This is a genomic window from Corynebacterium gottingense (genome assembly GCF_003693265.1).
Classification (GTDB): domain Bacteria; phylum Actinomycetota; class Actinomycetes; order Mycobacteriales; family Mycobacteriaceae; genus Corynebacterium; species Corynebacterium gottingense.
In genome coordinates, this window is the sequence record NZ_RDRE01000011.1 from 1 (window position 1) to 23,745 (window position 23,745).

At 63.7% G+C, this 23,745-nt stretch carries 17 protein-coding genes and 5 tRNA genes; 10 read left to right on the forward strand and 12 right to left on the reverse strand.

Features of this window, described 5'->3' with window-relative positions; translation table 11 throughout:
* From EAW56_RS07775 to EAW56_RS07780, 3 genes are all read left to right on the forward strand, one after another.
* On the forward strand, positions 1 to 343 hold a 343-nt coding region (locus tag EAW56_RS07775), incomplete at its 5' end, for an IS3 family transposase (RefSeq protein WP_147453268.1).
* A 163-nt stretch (positions 344 to 506) separates the two neighbouring features.
* Positions 507 to 755 carry a DUF6973 domain-containing protein gene (locus EAW56_RS12590; protein WP_415528549.1) on the forward strand — a complete coding sequence of 83 codons (249 nt, stop codon included), beginning with the start codon at positions 507 to 509 and terminating at the stop codon, positions 753 to 755.
* 17 nt (positions 756 to 772) lie between these two features.
* Positions 773 to 1,066: a hypothetical protein gene (locus tag EAW56_RS07780; protein ID WP_109561210.1), complete on the forward strand. Its 294-nt coding sequence runs from the start codon at positions 773 to 775 to the stop codon at positions 1,064 to 1,066.
* 125 nt (positions 1,067 to 1,191) lie between these two features.
* Here the strand turns inward: EAW56_RS07780 and EAW56_RS07785 are convergent.
* The 4 genes from EAW56_RS07785 to EAW56_RS07800 form a co-directional block, all read right to left on the reverse strand.
* Positions 1,192 to 1,279 (reverse strand) — tRNA-Ser (locus tag EAW56_RS07785).
* A 50-nt stretch (positions 1,280 to 1,329) separates the two neighbouring features.
* A complete protein-coding gene (locus tag EAW56_RS07790) occupies positions 1,330 to 1,542 on the reverse strand; it encodes a CsbD family protein (RefSeq protein WP_095275245.1) in 213 nt (70 codons plus the stop codon).
* Between the two features lie 44 nt (positions 1,543 to 1,586).
* Entirely contained in the window at positions 1,587 to 2,054 is a 468-nt protein-coding gene (locus tag EAW56_RS07795) for a nucleoside deaminase (protein ID WP_244213388.1), read from the reverse strand.
* Entirely contained in the window at positions 2,044 to 2,535 is a 492-nt protein-coding gene (locus tag EAW56_RS07800) for a tRNA adenosine deaminase-associated protein (protein ID WP_095535895.1), read from the reverse strand. Before EAW56_RS07800 ends, EAW56_RS07795 begins: the two co-directional genes overlap by 11 nt.
* Positions 2,536 to 2,577: 42 nt before the next feature.
* Between EAW56_RS07800 and EAW56_RS07805 the strand changes: the two genes are divergently transcribed.
* On the forward strand, positions 2,578 to 3,624 hold the full coding sequence (locus EAW56_RS07805) for a prephenate dehydrogenase (RefSeq protein WP_095538035.1): 1,047 nt from the start codon (positions 2,578 to 2,580) through the stop codon (positions 3,622 to 3,624).
* A gap of 64 nt (positions 3,625 to 3,688) precedes the next feature.
* On the opposite strand, the gene EAW56_RS07810 is transcribed toward EAW56_RS07805, so the two are convergent.
* The 3 genes from EAW56_RS07810 to EAW56_RS07820 form a co-directional block, all read right to left on the reverse strand.
* Complete coding sequence (locus tag EAW56_RS07810) at positions 3,689 to 6,142, reverse strand: LPXTG cell wall anchor domain-containing protein (protein WP_122086006.1); 2,454 nt, start codon at positions 6,140 to 6,142, stop codon at positions 3,689 to 3,691.
* A 169-nt stretch (positions 6,143 to 6,311) separates the two neighbouring features.
* Positions 6,312 to 13,193: a carboxypeptidase regulatory-like domain-containing protein gene (locus EAW56_RS07815; protein ID WP_167457419.1), complete on the reverse strand. Its 6,882-nt coding sequence runs from the start codon at positions 13,191 to 13,193 to the stop codon at positions 6,312 to 6,314.
* Positions 13,194 to 14,203: 1,010 nt separating this feature from the next.
* Positions 14,204 to 14,276, reverse strand: a tRNA-Arg gene (locus tag EAW56_RS07820).
* A 275-nt stretch (positions 14,277 to 14,551) separates the two neighbouring features.
* Here EAW56_RS07820 and EAW56_RS07825 point away from each other — a divergent pair.
* Positions 14,552 to 16,702: a hypothetical protein gene (locus EAW56_RS07825; RefSeq protein ID WP_122086009.1), complete on the forward strand. Its 2,151-nt coding sequence runs from the start codon at positions 14,552 to 14,554 to the stop codon at positions 16,700 to 16,702.
* A gap of 44 nt (positions 16,703 to 16,746) precedes the next feature.
* On the opposite strand, the gene EAW56_RS07830 is transcribed toward EAW56_RS07825, so the two are convergent.
* Positions 16,747 to 16,822, reverse strand: a tRNA-Arg gene (locus EAW56_RS07830).
* A 2-nt stretch (positions 16,823 to 16,824) separates the two neighbouring features.
* A tRNA-Ser gene (locus EAW56_RS07835) sits at positions 16,825 to 16,916 on the reverse strand.
* Between the two features lie 83 nt (positions 16,917 to 16,999).
* Here EAW56_RS07835 and EAW56_RS07840 point away from each other — a divergent pair.
* Both EAW56_RS07840 and EAW56_RS07845 read left to right on the forward strand, forming a co-directional pair.
* Positions 17,000 to 17,416, forward strand: a complete 417-nt coding sequence (locus EAW56_RS07840; RefSeq protein ID WP_122086011.1) for a hypothetical protein — start codon at positions 17,000 to 17,002, stop codon at positions 17,414 to 17,416.
* A gap of 47 nt (positions 17,417 to 17,463) precedes the next feature.
* A complete protein-coding gene (locus EAW56_RS07845) occupies positions 17,464 to 18,597 on the forward strand; it encodes an aminotransferase class V-fold PLP-dependent enzyme (RefSeq protein ID WP_095538030.1) in 1,134 nt (377 codons plus the stop codon).
* A gap of 6 nt (positions 18,598 to 18,603) precedes the next feature.
* Here the strand turns inward: EAW56_RS07845 and EAW56_RS07850 are convergent.
* Positions 18,604 to 18,691: transfer RNA gene (locus EAW56_RS07850), tRNA-Ser, on the reverse strand.
* Positions 18,692 to 18,745: 54 nt separating this feature from the next.
* Between EAW56_RS07850 and EAW56_RS07855 the strand changes: the two genes are divergently transcribed.
* Positions 18,746 to 19,708, forward strand: coding sequence for an NAD(P)H-quinone oxidoreductase (locus tag EAW56_RS07855; RefSeq protein WP_122086012.1), 963 nt, complete (start codon positions 18,746 to 18,748; stop codon positions 19,706 to 19,708).
* A gap of 15 nt (positions 19,709 to 19,723) precedes the next feature.
* On the opposite strand, the gene EAW56_RS07860 is transcribed toward EAW56_RS07855, so the two are convergent.
* Positions 19,724 to 20,935, reverse strand: coding sequence for an aminotransferase class V-fold PLP-dependent enzyme (locus EAW56_RS07860; RefSeq protein WP_122086014.1), 1,212 nt, complete (start codon positions 20,933 to 20,935; stop codon positions 19,724 to 19,726).
* A gap of 168 nt (positions 20,936 to 21,103) precedes the next feature.
* Here EAW56_RS07860 and wzm point away from each other — a divergent pair, with 168 nt between their 5' ends.
* Together wzm and wzt are read left to right on the forward strand one after the other, a co-directional pair.
* Positions 21,104 to 21,952, forward strand: a complete 849-nt coding sequence (gene wzm / locus EAW56_RS07865) for a galactan export ABC transporter permease subunit Wzm/RfbD (RefSeq protein ID WP_244213390.1) — start codon at positions 21,104 to 21,106, stop codon at positions 21,950 to 21,952.
* Positions 21,953 to 21,978: 26 nt separating this feature from the next.
* Positions 21,979 to 22,773 carry a galactan export ABC transporter ATP-binding subunit Wzt/RfbE gene (gene wzt / locus EAW56_RS07870; RefSeq protein WP_095535886.1) on the forward strand — a complete coding sequence of 265 codons (795 nt, stop codon included), beginning with the start codon at positions 21,979 to 21,981 and terminating at the stop codon, positions 22,771 to 22,773.
* Here wzt and EAW56_RS07875 read toward each other — a convergent pair.
* Positions 22,770 to 23,660, reverse strand: coding sequence for a Fic family protein (locus EAW56_RS07875; RefSeq protein ID WP_095535885.1), 891 nt, complete (start codon positions 23,658 to 23,660; stop codon positions 22,770 to 22,772). The genes wzt and EAW56_RS07875 overlap by 4 nt on opposite strands.
* Between the last annotated feature and the right edge of the window lie 85 nt (positions 23,661 to 23,745).

The window sequence follows — 23,745 nt, forward strand, 5'->3', positions numbered from 1 at the left end:
CTACCGCAGCACACGCTGGGTCAACCTGATTACCGACCACGCCCACAACATCACCGGGTGCAAGGCATGCGCCACAGGGGAATGGTGCCAGAGGCGGTGGCGATACATCCCGTCACTGTCACGGAAAAGCACAAGTGGTGATAACGCGCGCACCGAGGGGTTCTTCGGCACGATGAAACAAGAACTGCTCAACGGCAGACCCGCCACCAAAAAGATGACGGTGGCACAAATGCGAGACTATATTGACAACTACATCGACTTCTACACCCACACCAGGCTGAAGTCGACGCTAGGCAACGGCTATGCCACCATCGCCGAACACCGCCAAGCACTTGGAGTCTAAACAACAACACACAAGCCCCCGGGGCACTCCAACAAAACATCCGCAGGCCCGAACGCCAGGGGCTCGTCACGGGGATCTCGTCAAACAGGCTCTTTTGTTTGTGCAGTTAGTGGCAATGGACCGCCTTCTCTTTGAACTCGCTCTTTGAGCTCGGCAGAATAACATTCAGGACGCTGATAGGCATTGTGTGTGGCAGGCGCTGACAACGATCCGGGTTAACGCAGATTTTGCACGAAAAATTGGCGATGCCCACGAAACAGACCATCCTGGTTCTCCTGAAGCTGGGCACATGGATCAAACAAACAATGCCATTGGTCGAGACATTGGATTGCGACACGAAGGAGATGAAGCGGGCGCCATCAATGAATGTCATGCGCAGGCTAAAAACGGTGGTCTGATCAAGATAAACTGATTGGTAAGGAATTTGTTGTGAAAGAAAGAACGATCATTCCGGAAGTGCTTTTTGGAATTGTCTTGGGCTTCGCAACCCTTTATGGCGGAGTGCTCCTGTCCACATGGCTTCCAATACCTTTCGTTTTCTATGGGCTACCTCTACCTTCATTGGTGGTGTTGGGCGTATTAGCCATGTCTGTCTACATGTTGAAAAAGGATCGGCTTAGCGACCGATCATGGCGTGCTTTTGCCTTCACATTCGCCGCGTTTTTCGTCGTATCAGCGTTCTTATGGGTGAGCACAATTTCTGGCTATGGAAACTTCGCATAGTCTATAGATATGGAACCGCTGTAAGGCCAATATAGTTAGCCTCTAGATTGAAGTCTAGAGGCTCAAACAAGTACGAACGCAAAAAGTGGCGCACCCCCAACATCCGGGGATGCGCCACTTTTCTTTGGCGGTAGCGGCGGGATTTGAACCCGCGGAGGTTTGACCCTCACTCGCTTTCGAGGCGAGCACCTTCGGCCGCTCGGACACGCTACCGTGAAACAGAATAACGGTAGGGTGCGCCGGAGACCAAATCCGCCCGCGGCTTACTTCTCGCCGTCGACGCGGTCCTGGACCTTGCCAGCGACCTCGTTGAACTTGTCCTTCACTGCGTCGCCAGCGTCCTCGAGCTTCTCGCGCACGCCGCCCTTGAGCTGGTCGGCCTTGCCCTCGTTCTCCAGGCTTTCGTTGTCCGTAACCTCGCCGGCTGCCTCCTTGGCCTTGCCCTTGAGCTGGTCTGCCTTGTCCTCAAAACCCATGACGGTCTCCTTTTCGGTCGAGTCTGTTGCTAACGCTGCCCAGCTTACCGAAGGTCCCGGAAGAACGCCCCCAGCAGCGCCGCGTTTTCCTCCGCCAGCACCCCCGCGCGCACCTCGACGGTGTGCAGGTGGTGGGGGTCGCGGAGTGCGTCGAAAAGCGAGCCCACCGCCCCGGTCTTGGGCTCCCACGCGCCGAAGACCAGGGAGGCGACGCGTGCGCCGAGGATGGTGCCGGCGCACATTGTGCACGGCTCCAGCGTGACCACCAGCTCGCAGCCGTCCAGGCGCCACGTGCCCAGCTCACGGGCGGCGGCGCGGATCGCCTCCACCTCGGCGTGCGCGGTCGGGTCGCCGTCCGCCTCCCTGCGGTTGACTCCCCTGCCCACGACGCGCCCCGACGCATCAAAGACGAGCGCGCCGACGGGGACGTCGCCGGCCGGGGTCGTGCGCGCCAGGTCCAGCGCCTCGCGCATGCGGGCCTCGGCGCGGCGCTGCGGTGCGCTAGTCCGCATCCCCGAGTGCGTCCGCGAGCTCGTCGCCGAAGCCGAGCTCGTCGGCGAGCATGAAGGCGAGGTCTTCGGGGTCCGCGTCATCGTCGATAAGCACACTGATCTGCTCGCTGGAAACCCCGAGGTCCGCAAAGATGTCAAAGTCGCCGTCGCCCCACGCGTCGACCATGTCCAGCTCATCGGGGTCGATGTCGGGCGCGTCGATCCCCGCCTCCGCGAGCACGGACTCCGCGAACTCGTCATCCACGGCCATCGTCGCGTCCGACAGCAGCACCCGCGCACGCACCGGCCCGGGCCGCACGACCACCAGGTAATCGTCCTCGACGTTGAGCATCGCAAACGCCGGCCCCTCGTTGCGCAGCGCGCGCACCGCGCTTATCGACGCCCCCATGTCCCCAAAATCATCCGCGTACCCACGGACATTCCACACCCCGTTGTGCTGCGCCACCGTCACGGCCCAGCCGCCCGTGTAATCCTCGCTCATGTTCGCCCACAGTAGTCGGCACGGCGGGCCGTTGTCATTAGAATGAGGGGCGTGAATCTCAGCGACGCATCCCGGATCCCCAGCACCCGCCTCAAGCCCGTCTGCATCGTCGGCCTCGGGCTCATCGGCGGCTCCCTCCTCCGCGACCTCGTAGCCCAGGGACACACCGCCTACGGCTACACCCACTCCCGCAATGGCACCCGCGCCGCGCAGCGCGACGGGTTCGACGCAACCAATTCGCTTATCGACGTCCTCCAGCGCGCCCAGCGCGACGACGCCCTCATCGTCATCGCGGTCCCCTTCGAGGCAGTAGCCGACGTGCTAGACGCCATCGCCCAGTACGCCCCGAGCTGCGGCTTTACGGACGTCGTCTCGGTGAAGAAGCCGGTGTACGACCTCGTCCTCGCGCGCGGGATGGGCGAGCGCTACGTGGGCGGGCACCCGATGGCGGGCACCGAGCACTCCGGCTGGGTGGCGTCCCAGGAGGGCCTGTTCTCCCGCGCCGCCTGGGTGGTCACCTACGACTACGCCCTGGAAGTGGACCGCGTGCCGGAGTGCTGGTCGCAGCTGTTCGCCCAGGTGTGCAAGCTGGCGGCCGCCGCAGGCGCCGAGGCAGTGCCGGTGCGGGTGAACCCGCACGACGAGGCGGTCGCCCGCGTGTCCCACCTGCCGCACGTGCTCGCGGAGGCGCTCGCCCTGGTGGGCGACAAGGGCGGGACCCTCGCGCAGTCGCTGGCCGCCGGCTCCTACAAGGGCGGCACGCGCGTGGCGGGCACCGACCCGGTCCTGGTGCGCAACATGTGCGAGACGAACGCGGAATCCCTGGTCCGCGTGCTTGACGAGTACATCGAGGTCCTCCACACCGCTCGCGCCGACCTCGCCGGCGCCACGCCGTCGATGAAGCAGCTCGCCGAGTCCGGCCACCGCGCCTACACCCGGATGAGCGCCCGCTCCGGCGCCCGCCGCGAGTCCGTCTCCCCGGTGAAGATCTCCTCGCGGCCCGTCATGCGCCTGCACCCGGGTGCGCCGGGGTGGGTGCGCCAGCTCCAGCAGATCGAGTCCCTGGGCGGGCGCGTCGAGGTGTTCTAGCAGTGCCCTGAGACACGAAGAACCCCCAGACACGGTGTCTGGGGGTTCTCGTCTGCGTCCGGTGCTATTCGCCCTCGCGGCGGCGGCCCATGTACATGTAGGCGCCACCGGCCAGGAGCAGCAGAAGGCCGAGGGTGATAACGGTGGTCATCGGCGTACCGGTCTCCGCCAGATCACCATCGCGGCTGGAGGACTTGGTGGTCTCGTCCGAATCGTCCTTGGAGGAGCCGGACTTCTTGTTGCTCACCGTGCGCTTCACCACGGACTGCTTCTGCTCCACGCTGGTGGTGCGCCCGGTGGACACGCCGCCGGTGAGGTTCGCGCGGGAGTAGCTGGTGCTCTCCGTGGACGTACCGGTGGTGGAAGTGGAGGTGGACTTGGTGCCCGTCGTCTTGCTGCCGGCCTTGCCGCCACCCAGCGCACCGGCCGCGGCGCCCACCGGGCCGAGGATGCCGGCCAGCAGCGGCTTCACCTCATCCATGACCTCCAGGATCTCCTTCGGCTTGGACTTGGTGGAGGTGGTGCTCCCCTTCTTCTTCAACACGATCTCGCCGGAGTTGTTCTCGCGGCTGAATACGAGCTCCTTGTTGCTGTAGCCATCCGGGACCTCGTCCAGGGTGATGCGCACAAAGCGCTCGTCGCCGGACGGGATCACCACGTCAGCCACGCCGTTGGCGTTGGTGACGCCGAGGATCGAGTCGCCCGACACCAGGACGGCGCTCTCCACCGGGTTGTCGTCCTCGTCCACGACGGAGATGCGCGCGTTCTTCTCCGGGTACTTGCCATCACCAGAGGTGGAGTCCTTCTTCAGGACGATTTCCTCCCCATCCATGTCGCGGTCGACGGTGAAGTAGGAGTTCTTGTAGCCCTTCGGGACGTCGTCTTCTTCCAACCGAACGCGGACGCTCTTCTTACCGGCGGGAATCGTGACAGTGAACTCGCCGTCTTTGTTCGTACGCCCTGCCTCGTCGCCGTTGCGGTCCTCCAGATGCACACGCTTCACCGGCTTGTCGTCCTCGTCCAGCAGTGTGAGCTTCACCTTCGCCGCCTCGAGGTCGGCCGCGGCCGTCGTAGTTGTGCTGGTCTGGCTCTCGTCACCCTCGGTCGTCGTCACCGGGGCGGTCTTCGAGGTGGTGTCAGTCGCGGTCCCATCTGCCTCGCCCGCGTTGAACTGCACGCGCAGCGAGGTGTCGCCAGCAGCGACCGGGAACAGCTCATCACCAGCCGCGACCTTCACGTCGCCCATGCCCTCGGGCAGCGACAGGCGCGCCTGGCCCTCGCGGTCAGTCTTGGCGTAGATCGAGGGGTCCTCGTCCACAATCACTTCGTAGCCACCGACCGCGTGCGCGTTCTCGTCCATCACGGTCACCAGCACGTCGCGCGCCTCGGCCGCGGTGGGCGCCGGGGCTTGAGTGCTTACCGACGAGCTCGGCTCCGTCACTTCCGCCACCTCCGTAGGCACGGCCGGGGCCGGCGCCGGAGCGGGCTCCTTCGCGCTCGGGGATGGCTGCTCGGCGGCCTTCACGGTCGGCTCGGTGGGGGCACCGGTTGCGACGCGGGGCGCCGTCGGCTCGGCGGGCGGCTTCTGCGGCTCCGTCACCGGCTTGTACCAGGCGCCTGCGCGCAGGCTGGCCAGGTTGAGAAAGTTGTCGGTGACGCGGGTGCCCTCGGTGGTCGCGGCGATGAGCAGCGGCTTGGTGGCCGCGTCCTTCACCTCGACGGTGGAGGCCTTGTCGTCTGCGAAGACCAGGTTGCCGGCGCGGTTGGTGTAGGCGTAGTTCAGGTCACCCACCTTGGCAGCGTCGACGCCCTTCGCCACGGCGAGCGGCTCGGCGCTGACTGTGGCCTCGCGGACGTCGAGCGTCCACAGGAAGGGGACGTCCTTTTTCGTCTTGGGGTCCTTGCCGGTAGAAACGGCGTAGAGGGTGTTGGCATCTGCGTCGCCCCCGAGGGAGCCCCACGCGTGCGGTGCCTTCGCGTCGGTCTCGCCGCGCTGCTCCAGTGCGTGGAAGTCAAAGGTGAGGGCGCCTTCGTGGCGGCTGCCTGCCGCATCCTGTGAGAGGTCCAGGGTGTGGATGGCGTCGCCGGTGTTGAGCACGAGGTCACCGGCGCGGGTGAAGGCGGCGGAGGTGATGGTGGGGGTCGACGTGGCGTCGTCAAGCGCCAAAGGCCCCATGTCGAGCACCTCACCGGTGACGGGGTGGATACGCAGGAGGTGGTTGGCCGGCTTGCCCTGCTCGGCCTTCGACACCGCGTAAACCCGGTCATTGAACGGGTTGAGTGCGAGTGCGGTGTAGGCCCAGCCGCCGGAGGTGAAGTGCGCCTGGTAGGAGCCCGTGCCGGCGGGTGCTTCCTGCACGGAGGGGAGCGCCTCGTTCGCCTTCGAGGCGAGGTCTGCCAGACCCGCAGCGAGCGACGGATCCTGCGCGCTCGCGACGGGCGTGAGGGCAACCGTGCCCGCGACCGCCGCCGCGAGCGCGACGCAGCTCAGTTTGCCGGTGTGCTTCTTCAAAATCATGTGGTACCTCTCAGCGTTATTGCGGGCGCACTCAGCCCAAAAACCATTACTAATGTATCCGTGTTGGCAGGCGTTCTCAATACGCAGCGCCGCGCAATTTCTTAGCTGTATATAAGCGTAAAGCCCGCCGCGTTTCCGCGACGGGCTTTCGCCTCAGTGGTGCCTGGCGTTAGGCGTTGACCTTGGTCGGCTCAGCGGCCGTGGTGAGGGTCTTCGCTTCCTTCTTGGAGGAGGATCCCTTCGCGTCACCCGTGCTGCTGCCCATCTCTCCGCCGGACTGGCAGGAGGCGTAGGTCAGGCCGAGGGCGAGCGCGCCCAGGCCAATGATGCCTGCCGCGAGGACGCCCGCCGGGACGGCCGGGTCGATCTGCGACAGCTGGCGGGAGATCTCGTTCATCCACTCCGGGCGTTGGATGTTCAGGTTCGGCATGGCCTGGTTAAACTGCGCCGCTGCGGCGTTGAACTCGTCCTCGAACAGGACCGCCGCACCGCCCATGGCCGCGATCAGGATGCCGATCGGGATCAGCCAGGTGGCCGGGTTGGAGACCGAGGAGGTGTCCGCCAGGCACTTGCCCAGCGAGCTGCCCTTCGGCTCCGGTGCCGGGGTGGTCGTCTCGGTGTACTCGATCGGGCGGTCGAGGAGTCGGACGTCAACGTTCATCTTCTCCTCGTCGCCGGTGATCTCGAACTCCTTCGACTCCAGCGCAGCGCCGATGCCGTTCTCGTTCTTGTCCGGGTCCAGCGGGTCGGCGAGCACGACACCGCCCGGGTTGCGCATCTGCAGCGTGTACTTGCCAGCAGGCGCGGCGGCGAAGTTGAACTTGCCGTCGCTGTCGCTGGTGGTCTTCACGTCCGGCAGACCGTCGAGGGAGTGCAGCGTGATGTCCATGCCACCGAAGTTGGTGTCCTTGGCATCGCGCTTGCCATCCTCGTTCATGTCAACCCAAACGTTGCCATCAACGTTGGTCACGGCCGGCAGCGCTGCGCCTTCCTCGACCACAATGTGGGCGTTGCCCTCCGCGTTCTCCTTCGGCGTGATCACCAGGAGACCGGAGACGTCCTCGCCGTAGTCCGGCTCGCCGTCGACAGGCTTCGCGCGCTTCGGCGGCTCGGGGGCCTGGCCCGCGGCTTCTGCCGCGTTGTGGTGGCGCTTGCCCTTGGCCAGCGGAGGCAGCACGCCCTTAAACACGACGCGCTCGCCCGGCATCAGGGTGCCGTTGAAGCCCTTCGGCGGGATGATCTCCATCGGCGTGCCCTTGCCCGGGTGCTTCGGGTCGAAGCTCTCCTCATCACCTTCGTAGATGGTGTCGTTCACGGTCACGTTCTCCATACGGATGGAACCGGTGTTGACCACTTCGTAGGTGAAGTAGAGGTCTTCGTCCGCGGCCATGTGGACCGGGTCATCCGCGTTGGTAGCAAAGCGGGCGTTGACCTTCTTCTGCATGTTCATGTCCATGAACTTCACGTAGGCCTCGTTCGGCGTGGAGGCGACCATCTTGTCGTGGTCGTCCTTACCGCGCGCGACCGCGATGTTGGCAAACGCGCCCTTGTCCACCGGCGGTGCCATGACCGCGGAGAACACCTTGTACTCGCCCGGCTTCAGGGTGCCGTCCCAGCCCTTCGGCGCCTTGATGGCACCCTGCGCGAACGGGTCCTCGATCTCAATATCGTGGACCGTCACGTCGGACTCGTTGGTGACGATGAAGCCGTAGATAAGGTCCTCGTCGTTGGGCAGGCCCGGAGCGTCGTCAGGCGTGTTGGCGTCGTAGCCGCGCACGCGCTTCTCCAGCTTCAGTACCTTCTTGGTCAGGTTGACCGTCGGCAGCTCGACGTCCTTGCCCGGGCGGACCGGGATGTACATCGGGTCGACCTTCTGCACGCCCTCCGGCGTGAAGATTTCCACGATGGCGTCGCCCGGCACCACATCCGTGGTGTAGTTGCCGTTCTTGTCCACCGGAACTTCCTTGGTGTCGCCGTGGGAGTCGGTGACTGTGACCAGCACGCCGTCGATCGGCTTGCCGTCGCCGTCGACAACCTGGCCCTTGATCTCAGAGCGCGGTGCCTTGACGTTGACAATGCCCTGGTGTGCCGGCTTGTCGTCGGTGACCTTGACCGTCTTCGGCCAGTCCTTCGGCTTGGTCCAGCCCTCTGGCAGCTCGAGGTCAACCTCGTAGTCGCCAGCCGGCAGCTTGTCGGTGGTGAAATGGCCGTCCTTGTCCACGGTCACCGCCGGGAAGGTCTCGGTCGGGTTGCCGTCGGCATCCGTGCCCTTGCCCTTCACGATGACCTTGGCACCCGGGATCTGCTCGTTCAGGTCATCAACGAGCCAGCCGTTGATGGTGCCGGGCTCGCCCTTGTCCACCTTGATCGGCTTCTTGGTCGTCGGGGTGATGATGCGCGGCACCGTCACCTTCTCGCCGTCCTTGACCGTCACCTCGGTGTAGCGCGGAGTGCGGTGGCCGTCGGCAGGATCCACAACGACAACGTAGTCGCCCGGCTCCAGGTCGTCCGACGTGAAGTCACCGGTCGCGGGGTCAATCTCCAGCTCCGAGGTGGAACCGTCCGGGTGACGGACCGTAGCCGTGGTGCCCGGGACGGGCTTGCCCTCCTGATCACGCACGCCGCCTTCGAAGTTACCCGTGTTGTTCGGGTGATCGCTCGGCTTGGAGTCGAGCACGACGTTGAAGGAGTGACCGTCGGCGTCGGTAACGTCCCACTTCAGGCCGCTCTTGGCCACGTAGTTGCCGTCGTCCTTGGACACGGTCGCGGTGTAGGCGCCCAGGGCAGCCTCACCGGAGAACTCGCCCTTCTCGTTGGTGACAAACACCACGAACTTCTCCGGGTCGTTGTCATCAACCATCTCCACGACAGCGCCTTCGATCGGGTCGCCGGCCGTGTTGGTGACCTTACCGGACACCTTGGCATCCTGGGCGGCGACCTTCGCCATCTCGATCGCCTGGACCGAGCTGGTCTTGCCAACGTTGACGGTCACGCTCGGCGCGCTGGTCGGGCGGTACCCGTTCGCGCTCGCCTTCGCCCTGTAGTTGCCGGCCGGCACGTCAGCCGCGGTGTAGTCGCCGTTGGCGTCAACCGTTGCCGGGATGACGTCGCCGGTGTCCACGTTCTCCAGCACAACAGCGACCTCGCCGTCAATTGCGTTGCCGTCGGCGTCACGCACGGAGCCCTTGACGGTCCCCGTCTGCGGGGTGTCCGGCGTCTTCTCCAGTTGGAAGTCCTTCTGTACGTTCGCGCTCGGCGCGACGTCCACTACCTGCGCCTCGGGCGACTCGTAGTCCGCCGCGCGGACCTCGATGCGGTACTGACCAACAGACAGGTCGCCGCGCGAGTATTTGCCTTCCTTATCGGTGGTGGATTCGTAGCTTGCGCCGTTCTCAACGTTTGTGATGGTCACGGTCGCGCCCTCAATCGGCGCGTTCTTCGCGCCCGTGACTACGCCGTGCACGGAGCCGATTGTCGACGTCAACGTGATGTCCTCAGTGACCTTCCCGTTGGCCGAGACGTTCACTACGATGTTGGAGACCTTCTTGTAGGTCTTCGGCGCGTCAACGCTGAGCGTCCACTGACCTGCAGGGACGCCATCGAAGTTGAATGAGCCGTTCTTCGCGGTTGCCGCGTTGCGCTCTTCATCGCCACGGGTCAGCGTCAGGCTGATGTTTTCCAGCGGCTGGCCAGTGGAGTCCTTCACGGAGCCATCGACCGAACCAGGGTTACGCTGCACCTCGATCTCAACCGGGTCGGTGTGGGTACCGGCGACAACGGTGAAGGCAGTCTTGCCTTCCTTGTATTCGTCGGTGCCCGCAACAACCGCGGTGTAGTCGCCCGGCGTCACGGAGTCCATGGAGAACAGGCCATCGCTATCGGCCTTGACGGTGTCGACGGTCTGCCCGCCGCGTTGGATCACAACGTCCACATTCGCGATCGGCTTGCCGCTGTCATCCTTCACGAAGCCATTGACGGTGTCCGTCGCACGGTTCACCGTCAGGGCGACGTCGGTCTTCACACCTGGGTTAACTTCGAAGCCCCTGACATAACCGCCGTGCTCATCAGTCTTTGCAACGGTCGCCTCGTGCGGGCCCGGGTTCAACTTGTCCGTGGTGAATTTGCCGTCCGCGTCGGTGGTGTAGGTGTCAGCGCCGTCAATAGTGACGGTTGCGCCTTCAACCGGTGCACCGGTTTCGTCCACTACAGTGCCCTCGGCCCAGCCGTTGGTGCGCTTGACCTGGACATCAGCAACTTCAGTGTTCGCAGGGGTAATGGTCGCGTCCACGGTTTTTGCCTCGTGAGCGGTACCCGCCTCGACGGTAACCGTGTACGAGCCAGCCTTCTGCTCGTTGAACTGGTACTTGCCGTTGGCGTCCGTCTGCGCGGTGGCCACCTCGTTGCCGTCGGCGTCCTTGAGGATCACCTTAGCGTCGTTGACAGATTCGCCAGCATCGTTGGTGACTACACCCTCGAGGTTGCCCGGCGCCCGGGTGAGCTGAATGTCTGCGGTCGACGGACGGTTGGGGCGCACCGTGACTTCCTTGGGTTCGCCGCTGCGTGCGTTGGTAGGCACCACCGAAACGCTGAACTCACCTGCAGGAACACTTGCGAACTTGTAGGTACCGTCCTGGCCAGTCGTGGTCGAGGTCTTGAATTCGGCGTCAGGCGCGTTCTTGGCGCGACGCTCACCGTCGATGACAACGGTTGCTCCCGTGACCGGGTTACCCGCGTCATCGGTGATCGTGCCGGTAACGGACCCGGGCTGCGGTGCCACGCTGATCTGCCAGGTGACGTTGGCGTCCTCCACCAGGTCGGGCAGCTTGTTGTCCTTGACGTTTACGTAGTCCTCGCCTGGAACAACGTCGACAGCGTAGCCGGCTCCGGGGGCCTGGTTCAGGAATTCAACCTTGCCATCCGCGTCTGCCGGTTTGCGCTCGAGCTCCCGACCGTCGCGAGAAAGGATTACTTCGGCATTTTCCACGGTTTCGCCGAGGTCATTAAGCACGGTGACCGTGTATCCAGGGTTAAACCGCTCAACCGTGATCGTGGGCGTAGCTGTCTTGTTCGGCTCTACAGTCACCTTTTCGGTGTGCGGCTTCGTCAGCTTCGTCTTACCGACCTGGATCTCGTACTGACCCGGCTTCTGATCCTTGAGCTCGAATTCGCCGTTTACCACCGATGCGGGGGCCCTCGTTCCATCCGGTCGCGTCACAGTGACGTTATCCGGGGAGACGGGGTTACCGGCGTCATCGACAATTTTGCCCACAATGGAGCCGTTTGCTCGGGTCACCGTGATGTCATCTGCCGTGATGGTTTCATTCGGCTTCACGGTCACGGTGACGCCGGTGGAGTTTCCAGCGAAGTTGTCGCCGTCGGTGACGGTCACGGTCTTCTTTCCAGGGACTACGCCTGGGATGGTGTACTTGCCGTCGCCGCCCGTCGTGGCTTTCTTGCCACCCGCGGAAACCTCGGCGCCTTCAACTGGCTTACCCGCGTCATCAACAACCGTGCCGGTGATGGTGCCGGGCAGGGAAACCGCGCTGAGGTTCAAATCAAGAGTCTTGCCCGGGCCTGCGTACTCCGGACCGACGGTAATACCTTTGTAGGTATTGTTCCCCGCGATCGAGGCCGTGTAGTCGCCAGGGTCGCGGCTGAGCAGCTCATAGAAACCGCGCTCATCGGTCTTGGTGGTATAGGTTTTGCCGTTACCCTTGACCGTCACCTCGATGCCTTTAAGGGGAAGTCCGTCCAGGTTGACCTGGCCACCAATCTTGGCCTTGATGTAGTCGAGTTCGACGTTCTGATCCGTGAGCTTTCCACCTGGCCCCACCTCAACGGTGCCAAACGGCTTGGCCTGGGTCTCGTTCCCCTTCTCGAAGTTCAGCTTATAACTACCGGGCTGAACACCAGCGATGCTGTACGTTCCGTCTGCGCCAACAACGGCGGATGCCTGGTCGCCATCTCCGGTCAGTGTTACTTTCACACCGGTTGCCGGGAGATTTGTTCCCTTGATGGTCGCCCTGCCAGATACGGTGCCACTCTTGCGATCCAGTCGCAGATCTGCCGTCGCAGGTGCTTCCGCATTCACGGTGACATTTTCGGTGTCACCGCCATGCGCATCGTTACCTTCCACAGTGACGCTGTACTCGCCAGGCAGAAGGCCGTCGAATGATGTGTTTCCGTTGGCGTCCGTCTTCTGCTTAGCGCTAGTGGCGCCGCTGATTTCCACCTCAGCGTCGTTGACTGGGGAATTGGCATCGTCTACGACATGCACCGTGAGCGAAGAACGCTTGCGCTTGACCTCGATGTCAGTACCGCGGCTCTCTCCCGGCGCGAGCGTCACATTCACGGTCTCATCCTCGGTGAGCTTAGTGCCCTCAACAGAAATGGTGTGTGTACCGACAGGGAGGTCGGTGATCTTGTAGTACCCGTTCGCATTAGTCGTTGTGTCTACGCCGTTGATCGTGACGCGGGCGTTAGAGACCACGTTGCCACCGTCATCGCGCACGTAACCGGTCACCTCTGCTGGGTTGGCGGAAATCGTCAGGCCGCCGACCCTCGCGTCACGGTTGTTGTTATCCACCGTAAACCTTGCAGATTCATCACGGCCGTACTGCCCCAGCGGCGTAACCCGGACCGTGTAGTCTCCAAAAGGCACGTCATTGAAGTTGTAATCAAACTCCCCGCGACCAACAGTCTGCGGCTGCCCGACCGGGTTACCGTCCTGGTCCAGGAGCTCGACCTTTGCGGTATCGGTAAAGCTCTTCGGCGCGGTCACCGAACCCGAAACGGTGCCGGTCTTCGCGTTGACGGTGAACGTCAAAGGCTTGGTCTCCCCAGCGCTCACGGAGATGTTCTGGGTCGCAGATTCCTCGGTCGTGTCGGTCTCACCGATCTTTACCTCGTACGAACCTGCTTCGAGGCCTTCAATCGAGAACTTGCCATCCTGAACAGTGCCCTTTTGCTCACCATTAACAAGCACAGGCGCGCCGTCGGCAGGTGCCCCTTCGACAACGCCGTTGATCACAGCTCGTTGAGGCTCTGTCACATGTTTAACATAGTTGTTCAATCGCTTAAGCTCCGGACCGCCTAAGCCCGGACCGAATATGTTTAGCCTAACGTTTGAACCGCCACCGCTTTTCGGGATCGTCAACTCCCTCGGAAATTCGAGCCGCAACCCGTTGCCGTAACCTTCGGCGCCATATTCCTCGTCTTGCGTGGCGGTCGCCTTAACCTTGAACACGCGATTTTGGCCGTCGCCCAGGACGCGGTATTCGCCTGCGCGGGCCTCATCAACCCAGACGTAGTAATACCCCTCCTCAAAGGCGAGACCCTGTTGCTTTGGCCCGTAGTAATCCCTTTTGTATTCGTCCTTTTTTAGTACTAACGGGCCGTAAAGCTCAACGCCGTGCAAACGGATCTCTTTACTGTCGTTTCCAAGTATCTCGACTCGATACCCGGTCTGCCCATTTTGAGAAAGCTCACGCAATACTTCTGGGGCCTGAGCCCAATTCTCATTGTAATTTGCGAGAGGGTCCACATTTTCGAAAGACGCAGAGGTGTTTCCCGCAATCTGTTTAGCTTGCGTTCCGACCAATTCCTTCAAAGGATCTACGAGATCGGGCACGTCAGCGTCAGTCCACTGCGCCGACGCTGCCGGCAACAAGCTATCCCCCGCGGGGGTCGGGATCGCCGGAACGGCCATGCCGCCGACAGCAAGCGAAAGGGCCGTCGCCGAGGCAACGACGGTCCTTTTCATTCCGGAAAACAGCCCGCGTGCAGGCTTATTGTTTCCGCGCATAGTTCTCTCCAATACGTGAGTAAGTACTTGAGGCCTTTACGAGAGCTGGGAAAACTCTCCATTTAATCTCTATTGACAATAATGCCGTAGACAGGCGTATGCCAACTTTTACGCCTAAGGATACACTTAAGATTCACTCATGCAATATTTATCGAGCCTTGACCTGTATAAGTGCGAGCCCCCGTCCTTTAACACCCCGCGTGTCCACCCGCCTGACCGGGCAGAAGAAAACCCCGCCGGAGCGGGGTTCCAACTTGTGCGCCCGGAGGGATTCGAACCCCCAACCTTCTGATCCGTAGTCAGATGCTCTATCCGTTGAGCTACGGGCGCGTCCTGTCAGATTCTCTCTGACAACGAAGAGATACGTTACACCGTTGCTCACAAAGCACCAAAACGCCAGGTGGATGAGGGGTTGATGGAACGTGAGGGGCGGTGGGGCGTCGATAAGCAATAGCCCCCGAATGTATGTAGAAGGTCGACGCGAATGTGCGGAACGCTATACGCGCAGGCAGTAAGGTGCTAGAAATATTAAGGTACTTGCAACTCTGTCCAACTCTTGCCAGCTCAGGGCACGCACGTGCCCACCCAACCGTAAAGGAACCTCCATGGCCCACACTCCGCGCCGCCGCGCGCTCGTCGCCGCGAGCGCCCTGTCCCTCGCGCTGACCGCGCCATCCATCGTCGTGCCGAACGGCTACGCGCAGGACACCACGACCACCGAAACGACTGCGACCTCCGCCACGAGCGTTCCGGACAGCGCCGTGGATTGGGAGAAGGAATACGACGCGAACTTTGCCGGCAATGAGCCCGCGACCGTCGAGGGTCTTGTGCTGCCGGAGGGCTCGACAATCGAGGCCGCGGCAGCGACACTGTTCAACTGGAAGCTGGCTGCAAACGGGGACGGCTCCGTTGAACTGACCCGCCCGCAGAGCGACGTCGCGTTCAGGGACGGACTGCAGAGCATCCCCGCGAAGGTGACGCTGCCGGGCGAAGAGCCGCAGAACGTGACGCTCAAGGTCAACGTGTTCAAGAACGATGCGGCGTGGGTTGCGGACCTGCCGGACTTAGGCAGCCCCTACGACGTGGACTTTGAGGGCAAACTTTCCAAGACTGTCGACGAGATCACACTGCCCGAGGGCGTGACCGTGAAGAAGGGTACGGGCAAGCCGTTGTGGGGCGTGTCCACCAAGGACGGAAAGGTCCTGATCACCGCGCCGAGCAACTTCGTTGCGGGCACGCAAGACCTGCCGGTCGAGTTCTCCGACGGCACCACTACCGTGAAGCGCACGCTGAAGATCAACGCGTCCAATCCGCAGACCTCGAGTGGCGAGGTCGCCGGCATCGCCGGTGATGTGCTTGGCAAGATCCTCGGCGGCATCGTTGGCGGCGCAACCGGTGGCGGGCTGCTCGGCGGCCTGACCGGTGGCGGCTCGGGTTCTGGCACGGGCTCTGGCTCCGGGGACGGCAAGGGCGGCGGTGTGAACATCAACATCGCGTCCAACAACGGCAACCCGAGCGTGGTCATCACGGACAACGCGAAGGCTGAGATCAAGGACAACCTGGCCAATAACGGCAACCCGGTGATCACGGACAACGCCAAGGCCGAGATCAAGGACAACCTGTCTAACAATGGCAACCCGGACGTGAAGATCTCCGACAACGCCAAGGCGACCGTGGTGATCACGGACAACGCCAACCCGCACGACAACCTGTCCAACAACGGCAACCCGGACGTGAAAATCTCCGACAACGCCAAGGCGACCGTGGTGATCACGGACAACGCCAACCCGCACGACAACCTGTCCAACAACGGCAACCCGGACGTGAAAATCTCCGACAACGCCAAGGCCACCGTCGACGTCAAGGTCACAGACAACGCCAAGGCAGAGATCAAGGACAACGCCAAGGCGAACGTGGTGATCACGGACAACGCCAACCCGCGCGACAACCTGTCCAACAACGGCAACCCGGACGTCAAGATCTCCGACAACGCCAAGGCCACCGTCGACGTCAAGGTCACAGACAACGCCAAGGCAGAGGTCAAGGACAACGCCAACAACAACGGCAACCCAGACGTGAAGATCTCCGACAATGCCAAGGCGGACATCAAGGACAACGCCAAGGCGACCGTGGTGATCACGGACAACGCCAACCCGCGCGACAACCTGTCCAACAACGGCAACCCGGACGTCAAGATCTCCGACAACGCCAAGGCCACTGTCGACGTCAAGGTCACCGACAACGCCAAGGCGGACGTCAATGTCACGGACAACGGCAACCCCGATGTGAAGGTCACGGACAACGGCAAGGTGGACGGTATTCCGGCGTCTTCCGGCGGCGGCTCCTCCGCGTTCGGCCAGGAGGGCGAGGGCCCGGAGGTTGGCGCAAACGTGGGCGTCGAGGGCGGCTCCTCCGACCCGCGCTGCGCGGCGACCCTCGCCGGCCTGGCGGTGCCGATCCTGGCGATCATCCCGCTCGCGCTGGCAACCCAACTGACGGTGCCCGGCCTCGAGTCCGTCGGCGCCCAGCTGACCCGCACACTCAATGACGCCGCACGTAACTTCGGCGTCCAACCCGAGGCACTCACCGCCGCCGGCGCTGGCGTGATCGGCCTGGCTACCGCCGTCCTCGCCATCGTCGGCGCACGCACCTGCGTCCCGAGCGTCCGCGATGTGGACATCACCGTCGGTTCCTCCGGCTCCGGCGAGACCCCGTCCACGACCTCCACGGTCGCACCGGTGGTGAAGACCGACTAGGAGCGGAAAGCACGAAACCCCAGCTCGCTGAGCTGGGGTTTTCTTGGTGCGCCCGGAGGGATTCGAACCCCCAACCTTCTGATCCGTAGTCAGATGCTCTATCCGTTGAGCTACGGGCGCGGTGGCGGAGACGACAGGATTTGAACCTGCGGCCCTCCGCAAAGAGGGCAACTCCTTAGCAGGGAGCCCCATTCGGCCGCTCTGGCACGTCTCCAGGCCTTTGCCCATCCTACCCACACGCAGCCACACAACCAAATGCGCTGCCTAACCGCGCCGCCAATCCGTATAGTGGTGCGCATGAAACTCAACTCGGACCTTCTCGCCGGCGTCGCCACCCGCGGTGACCTCGGCCCCGCCGCCGCCAACCACTCCGACTGGATTGTCTGGGCCGTCACGGACATCGACGCCGTTTCGGAGCAGATGCTTATCGACGCCCCCTTGTTCCTCTCCCCCAAACACGCCACCCCCGAGCGCCTCTCCACTTCCACCGTCCTCCTCGGCGTCCCGCTCGGTGAGATCGCGGGCGCGGATCTTGCGGACGTGGACCCGCGCCACCCGGGCGATGCCTCCGTTGCCCCCTCCGCCGCGCTCACACTGAAGGACGTCGTCGTCATCGCCGGTGCGGACCGCGCGACCGTAAAGCGCGCGAAAGACTTGCTCGGCGCGGACCGAATCCAGTTCCACACCACCCCGGAGCTTTTCCCGGAGACCTAGACCCAAAACGGGTATCCCACGACACACTTCCGGCTACGCTGTGGGGCATGACTCAACTTCCTCGTCCCGACATCGACGCTGACGGCCTGCTCGAGTACTCGGTCGTCTTCACCGACCGCTCCCTGAACCACATGTCGCAGAAGTTCATCTCCGCTACGCAGGAGATGCTCACGCTGCTGACCTCCACATACGGCGCCGACTCCGCCGCACTCATCCCCGGCGGCGGCACCGCCGCGATGGAGGCGGTGGCGCGACAACTGTTCACGGGCAAGAAGGTGCTCATCCTGCGCTCCGGCCTCTTTACGTACCGCTGGAGCCAGATCATCGAGTCCGGCCAGATCACGGACCCGGACTCCGTCCGCGTGCTCAACGCGCAGCCGACCAGCCAGGAGTCGCAGCCCTCATTCGCGCCGCCGGCGCTGGAGGAGGTGCGGGGAATCGTCGAGAAGCACCAGCCCGACGTCATCGTGACCGCCCACACCGAGACCGCGGCGGGGCTGACCCTGCCGGACGACTACATCGCGGGCCTAGGCGAGATTGCCAAGGACAACGGCGCGCTGTTCGTGCTGGACTGCATCGCTGCGGGCGCCTCCTTCCCCAACATGGAGTCCCAGGGCATCGACGTACTGGTCTCGGCGCCGCAAAAGTCGTGGTCGGGCTCGCCGTCGACGGGCTACGTCCTGCTCTCGCCGAAGGGCCGCGAGGCGGTGCTGGCCAGCGAATCCACTTCATTCACCCTGGACCTGAAGAAATGGCTGGGCATCTTCGACGGCTACCGCGACGGTAAGGCCGGCTACCACTCCACCCTGCCCACGGACACGATCCTGCACAACCTGGAGATCATGCGCGAATCCGCCAAGGTGGGACTGGGCGTACTGGCGCAGCACCAGGAAACGCTCGGCCGCCTCGTGCGCGAGGCCGCTTACCAGCGCGGGTTCCGCTCCGTGGCCGCGGACGGCTTCGAGTCCAACGGCGTGGTCGTGCTCTACGCGCAGAACCCGGAGCAGCAGTCCGGCGCCGCGTTTAAGCCCAAGGGCCTGCAGATTGCGTCTGGCGTGCCGCTGCAGATTGGCGAAGGCGACGGCTTCTCCACCTTCCGCATCGGCCTCTTCGGCCTAGACAAGTGGGCGGACCCGCAGGCGGCGGCCCAGCGCTTCATCGACGTGCTGGACGCCCTGTAAAACATTTGGCGGAGACGAGGGGATTTGAACCCCTGGAGGTGTGACCCTCGCCGGTTTTCAAGACCGGTGCATTCGGCCGCTCTGCCACGTCTCCAACGGGTGAAAAGCTTACAGTATGGCCCCACCGACTCCGTTATCCTGGGTGGGCATGAAAGCAATCGCACTCACTGACCCCGACAATCCCCGCTCCCTCGCTCTTGCCGACGCGCCCGAGCCCGCACTTGATCACGGCTGCGTGCTCGTCCGCGTCACCGCCGCCGGCGTCAACCGCGCCGACCTTGTCCAGGCGCAGGGCAACTACCCGCCGCCGAAGGGCGAACCGGACACCATCGGCCTGGAGTGCGCCGGCGTGATCGTCGACCCCGGCACCACCGGCCGCACGAAGGGCGAGGAGGTCGGCTGCCTGCTGGCTGGGGGTGGCTACGCCGAGTACGTAGCGGTCCCTGAGGGCCAGCTCACGCCCAAGCCAGCCAACCTGAGCCTGGTGGAGACCGCCGCCGTGGTGGAGGCCGCCTGCACCGTGTGGTCCAACCTGGGCATGGTCGCCGGCCTGCAAGCGGGCGACAAGGTGCTCATCCACGGCGGCGCCGGCGGCATCGGCTCCTTTGCCATCCAGCTGTGCAAGGCGCTGGGCGCGGAGGTCGCCGTCACGGCGGGCAGCGACGAGAAGCTCGCCTACTGCCGCGAGCTGGGCGCCGACATCTGCATCAACTACCGCACGCAGCGCTTCGAGGAGGAGCTCAAGGGTTGGGCCGACATCATCCTGGACGTGGTGGGCGGCGAGTACCTGGAGGCGAACATCAAGTCGCTGGCCGTGGACGGCCGACTCGTCGTCATCGCACTGCAGGGAGGCGCGAAGGGCACGCTGTCGCTGGGCCGGATGATGCCGCGGCGCCAGTCGGTGCACGCCACCACCCTGCGCGCCCGGCCGCGCCCGATGAAGGCACGGATCGTGGAAGACACCGTCAAGCACGTGTGGCCGCTCATCGAGTCCGGCCAGATCGCCCCCAACGTGACCAAGACGTTCCCGCTTGCCCACGCCGCCGCCGCGCACGAGTACCTCGATTCCGGCGCTCACACCGGAAAGGTCGTGCTCACGGTGGGTGAGTAACTTTTCGGCGAAAAGTTACGCCAGCGACGCGACGGTGCGGATGAGCTGCTCGATGTCGGTCTCGGTGTTGAAGGGCGCGAGTCCGACGGTGACGGCGCCGCCCATCTCGGCGACGCCCATGTCGCTGATCAGCCGGCTCGGCCGCGCCATGGTGGAGACGATGCCGTGGGCGAAGAGACGCTGGTGCACCATTGTCGACGGCACGCCCCGCACCCCAAACATCAGCCGGGGAATGCGCTCAATCGCCGCGTCCTCCGCCGCCTCGCCCGAGACGCCGACGATGTGGACCGCCGGCAGCGTCCCCAGGAACGTGTCCAGGTCGTCGCGCAGCCGGTTGAAGTAGGTGGCGGTCTCCCCCATCGAGTGCGTCAGCCGGTTGCGGCGGGTCGGGCGGCCCTGCGCGCCCTCCACGAGGGAGGCGTAGTGCTCCACCACCGCAGGCACGCCGCCGGCGAGCCCCGTGGACACCTGCATGTCCAGCGCGGGCGCATCGAGGCGGCCGAACATGGCCTCGTCGCGGAAGACCAGGGCGCCCAGCTGCGGCCCGCCGAGCTCGGCGAGGTCGATCGCCAGGATGTCCGCGCCCCATGCATCGAAGGTGATCGGTTTGTAGGGGGCGTACGCGGAGACGTCGACAAGCACCCAAGCCCTCGAGCGCTCCCGCACCCGCTCGACGACGTCGCCGACGCCGATGATGGTGCCCAGCTCCGCGTGCGCCGCGGGGACGGAGACGAGGCGGGTCGCGCCGTCCACCAGGTCGCCGAACTGCCAGGCGGGCAGGTCGCCCGTGGCAAGGTCTGCCTGCGCGTACTTCGTGGGGGCGTCAATGCGGGCCAGGGCTCCGGTGAGCTCCGGGCGGTCCACCCCGTTGAGCACCAGGGAGGAATCGCGGCGGAACAGCGGCTTCAGCGCCACCGCCAGCGACGCGTAGAGCGCGGGCAGGCTCGGGCCGAGCACCACGCGCCCGGGGGCAGCGCCGACCAGGTCCGCCACCGCGGAACGCGCCTGCTGCACGTACGACTCGCCCTCCGGGCGGCCCAGCTGCTCGCGCGAGTGGGTGCCCGCCCCCGGCTCCGGCAGGGCCACTGACGCGGAGAGGCGGAACGAGCGCGACACCGCCGCGGAAACACGCTCCGGGACTTGGGGCGCGTCGTGGGCGTTGAGGTACGTCCATCCGTCGCCAAGCGAGGTGTACAGACCACGAATACTGGCGACATCGAACGCCATGCCACACCCCTTACTTCGCTCCAGTGGTTGAGATCGGAACCAATTATGCCCGTTCCACCCCTACCGCGCACACTGCCTGCTCCGGGGCAAAATCCTGCAAAGCGCGCTCTTAACGCTAGGGTGAGTAAGGTGCAGGACTTTGAACAACTCCGCGCGGACGTCACGCGCATGACCAGCGACGCAGACCACGAAACCCCGCCGTCCAAGTCCAAGACGATGGGGATGTCCTTCCGCGACCTCGTGCGCGGCTGGAGCCAATACGAGCTCTGGCTGCAGCTCGGGTGGCAGGACATCAAGCAGCGGTACCGACGCTCCACGCTCGGCCCGCTATGGATCACCATCGCCACCGGCGTCATGGCGCTCGCCCTCGGCCTGCTGTACTCCATGCTGTTTCAAATCGACGTGCGCGAGTTCCTCCCGCACGTCACCGTCGGCTTCATCGTCTGGGGGTTCATCTCCGGCTGCATTAAGGACGGCGCCAACGTCTTCATTGAGAACGAGGGCCTGATCAAGCAGCTGCCCTCCGCCCTGTCGGTGCACGTGTACCGCCTGGTGTGGCGCCAGCTGCTCTTCTTCGCGCACAACATTGTCATCTGGGTGCTGCTGGTCATCATCTTCCGCATCCCGCTGACCTGGCAGACACTGCTGGCCATCCCCGCGCTGCTCCTGCTCGTGCTCAACGGCGTGTGGGTGACCATGCTCTTCGGCATCATCGCCACCCGCTTCCGCGATGTCGCCCCGCTGCTCGAGGCGCTCGTGCAGCTGCTCTTCTACGTCACCCCGATCGTGTGGACCACGCAGACGCTCAAGGAACAGGGCGGCGAGGTGGCCCAGCGCGCGCTGCTCGCGGAAATCAACCCGCTCTACCACTACCTGGAGATCGTCCGCGCCCCCATGATCAACCAGCCCGTCGCCGCCTACCACTGGGGCATCGTGGCCATCTGCACCGTCGTCGGCCTGCTGATCACGCTGCTAGCCATGCGCCAGATGCGCTTCCGCGTGCCGTACTGGGTCTAACTCGGGTTTAAGTAAGGAGTCTCCCCATGGTTTCCATCGACACCTACAACGCCTGCGTCGACTTCCCCATCTTCGACGCCAAGTCCCGCTCGCTGAAGAAGGCCGTCATGTCCTCGGCCGGCGGCAAGATTGGCAAGAACGCCTCTAACACCGTCGTCGTCGAGGCGCTCAAAGACATCAACCTGCACCTCCGCGAGGGCGACCGCGTCGGCCTGGTCGGCCACAACGGCGCCGGCAAATCCACGCTGCTGCGCCTCCTGTCCGGCATCTACGAGCCCACCCGCGGCGTCGCCGACGTGCGCGGCCGCGTCGCCCCCGTCTTCGACCTCGGCGTGGGAATGGACCCGGAGATCTCCGGCTACGAGAACATCATCATCCGCGGGCTCTTCCTCGGCCAGACCCGCAAACAGATGAAGGCGAAGATGGACGAGATCGCGGAGTTCTCGGAGCTCGGCGACTACCTCAACATGCCGCTGCGCACCTACTCCACCGGCATGCGCGTCCGCCTCGCCCTCGGCGTGGTCACCTCGATCGAGCCGGAGATTTTGCTTCTCGACGAGGGCATCGGCGCCGTCGACGCCGCCTTCATGGCCAAAGCACGCGTCCGGTTGGCCGAGATGGTGAAACGCTCCGGCATCCTCGTGTTCGCCTCGCACTCCAACGACTTCCTCGCCCAGCTGTGCAACACCGCCCTGTGGGTGGACAAGGGCGAGATCCGCCAGGCGGGCCTGGTCTCCGACGTGGTGACCGCATACGAGGGCCCCGAGACCGGCGAGTACGTCGCCGAGCTGGTGGAACGATTCCACGGGGAAGAAGCCTAGACGCTGCCCTCTGCGTCGTTGCCATAGTGTGCGTCGATCATCCACGTTCCGCGCTGTCGGAATGCCGGGATGGTGCCCCTCGCCGCCTTATTGGCGGCGACAGACCCAGAAACACCGTTAACCTTTGCCCACTCCGATAGGCGAATCACCTTCGGCGCGGTGATGAGCGTAATACGTTTGTTCAGTGACTCAATGAGTTGCCGCGCGATGAGCGTGCTCAGCGCTGAATAATCACCACTTACTGGATAGCCGCGGAACACTGGGTAGTAGTGGCGCTCTTTTCCTTTGTTCGGAATGATGATGGGCGGCGCTCCTAACTCCAAGAGTTGTTGATTGATAATGACGCGCCCTACGCGTCCATTGCCGTCTGAGAATGGGTGGATGGTTTCAAATTCTGCGTGGAACCGCGCGACGCGATCGATGAAATAGTTCTCATCCTCGTAGTACTCAGTGATGATGGTCTCTACCAGCCGGTCTACGTACTCAGGATTAGCACCCATATGTGCCCCTACTCGTACCCATTCTCCCCGCCGACGGAACCGGCCAGCCCAGTCATCGTTGATACCGCGAAGCAACATGCCATGCAGTCGCAGAATGAGGTTTGCATCGAGCTTACCGACGCCTCGAATTAGCTCCTCAGTCACCTCAGCCAGGTTCTTAGCCTCAAAGATTTCCCGCACATCGTGCGCTCTAGCAGTGAACCCCGCCAGGATGTTCTCGGTGTCTTCCAAAGTCAAAGTGGAATTCTCAATGGCGTTCGAGTTATACACCGCCTCCGCCACCTCTGCGCGCGCAATCTCCGCGATGGCCTCGGGGTTGTCCTCCCGCAACGCTGCATACATATCAAGAAGAGCGTCGATTTTTGAGGTGGTCCGCGCGTTCAGCATGCCAATATTCTACAAGTTTCCGTGAAAAGTCATGGAATATAAACTGTTTTCACGGAACCTGTTGCGATCAGCCGGTTTCCTCAAG

Bases quoted from the DNA above. Each gene is read 5' to 3' on its own strand.
- EAW56_RS07790 (WP_095275245.1), bottom strand. From the start codon at position 1,542: ATGGGTTTTGAGGACAAGGCAGACCAGCTCAAGGGCAAGGCCAAGGAG.
- EAW56_RS07795 (WP_244213388.1), bottom strand. From the start codon at position 2,054: ATGCGGACTAGCGCACCGCAGCGCCGCGCCGAGGCCCGCATGCGCGAG.
- EAW56_RS07800 (WP_095535895.1), bottom strand. From the start codon at position 2,535: ATGAGCGAGGATTACACGGGCGGCTGGGCCGTGACGGTGGCGCAGCAC.
- EAW56_RS07805 (WP_095538035.1), top strand. From the start codon at position 2,578: ATGAGGGGCGTGAATCTCAGCGACGCATCCCGGATCCCCAGCACCCGC.
- EAW56_RS07810 (WP_122086006.1), bottom strand. From the start codon at position 6,142: ATGATTTTGAAGAAGCACACCGGCAAACTGAGCTGCGTCGCGCTCGCG.
- EAW56_RS07825 (WP_122086009.1), top strand. From the start codon at position 14,552: ATGGCCCACACTCCGCGCCGCCGCGCGCTCGTCGCCGCGAGCGCCCTG.
- EAW56_RS07840 (WP_122086011.1), top strand. From the start codon at position 17,000: ATGAAACTCAACTCGGACCTTCTCGCCGGCGTCGCCACCCGCGGTGAC.
- EAW56_RS07845 (WP_095538030.1), top strand. From the start codon at position 17,464: ATGACTCAACTTCCTCGTCCCGACATCGACGCTGACGGCCTGCTCGAG.
- EAW56_RS07855 (WP_122086012.1), top strand. From the start codon at position 18,746: ATGAAAGCAATCGCACTCACTGACCCCGACAATCCCCGCTCCCTCGCT.
- EAW56_RS07860 (WP_122086014.1), bottom strand. From the start codon at position 20,935: ATGGCGTTCGATGTCGCCAGTATTCGTGGTCTGTACACCTCGCTTGGC.
- wzm (WP_244213390.1), top strand. From the start codon at position 21,104: ATGACCAGCGACGCAGACCACGAAACCCCGCCGTCCAAGTCCAAGACG.
- wzt (WP_095535886.1), top strand. From the start codon at position 21,979: ATGGTTTCCATCGACACCTACAACGCCTGCGTCGACTTCCCCATCTTC.
- EAW56_RS07875 (WP_095535885.1), bottom strand. From the start codon at position 23,660: ATGCTGAACGCGCGGACCACCTCAAAAATCGACGCTCTTCTTGATATG.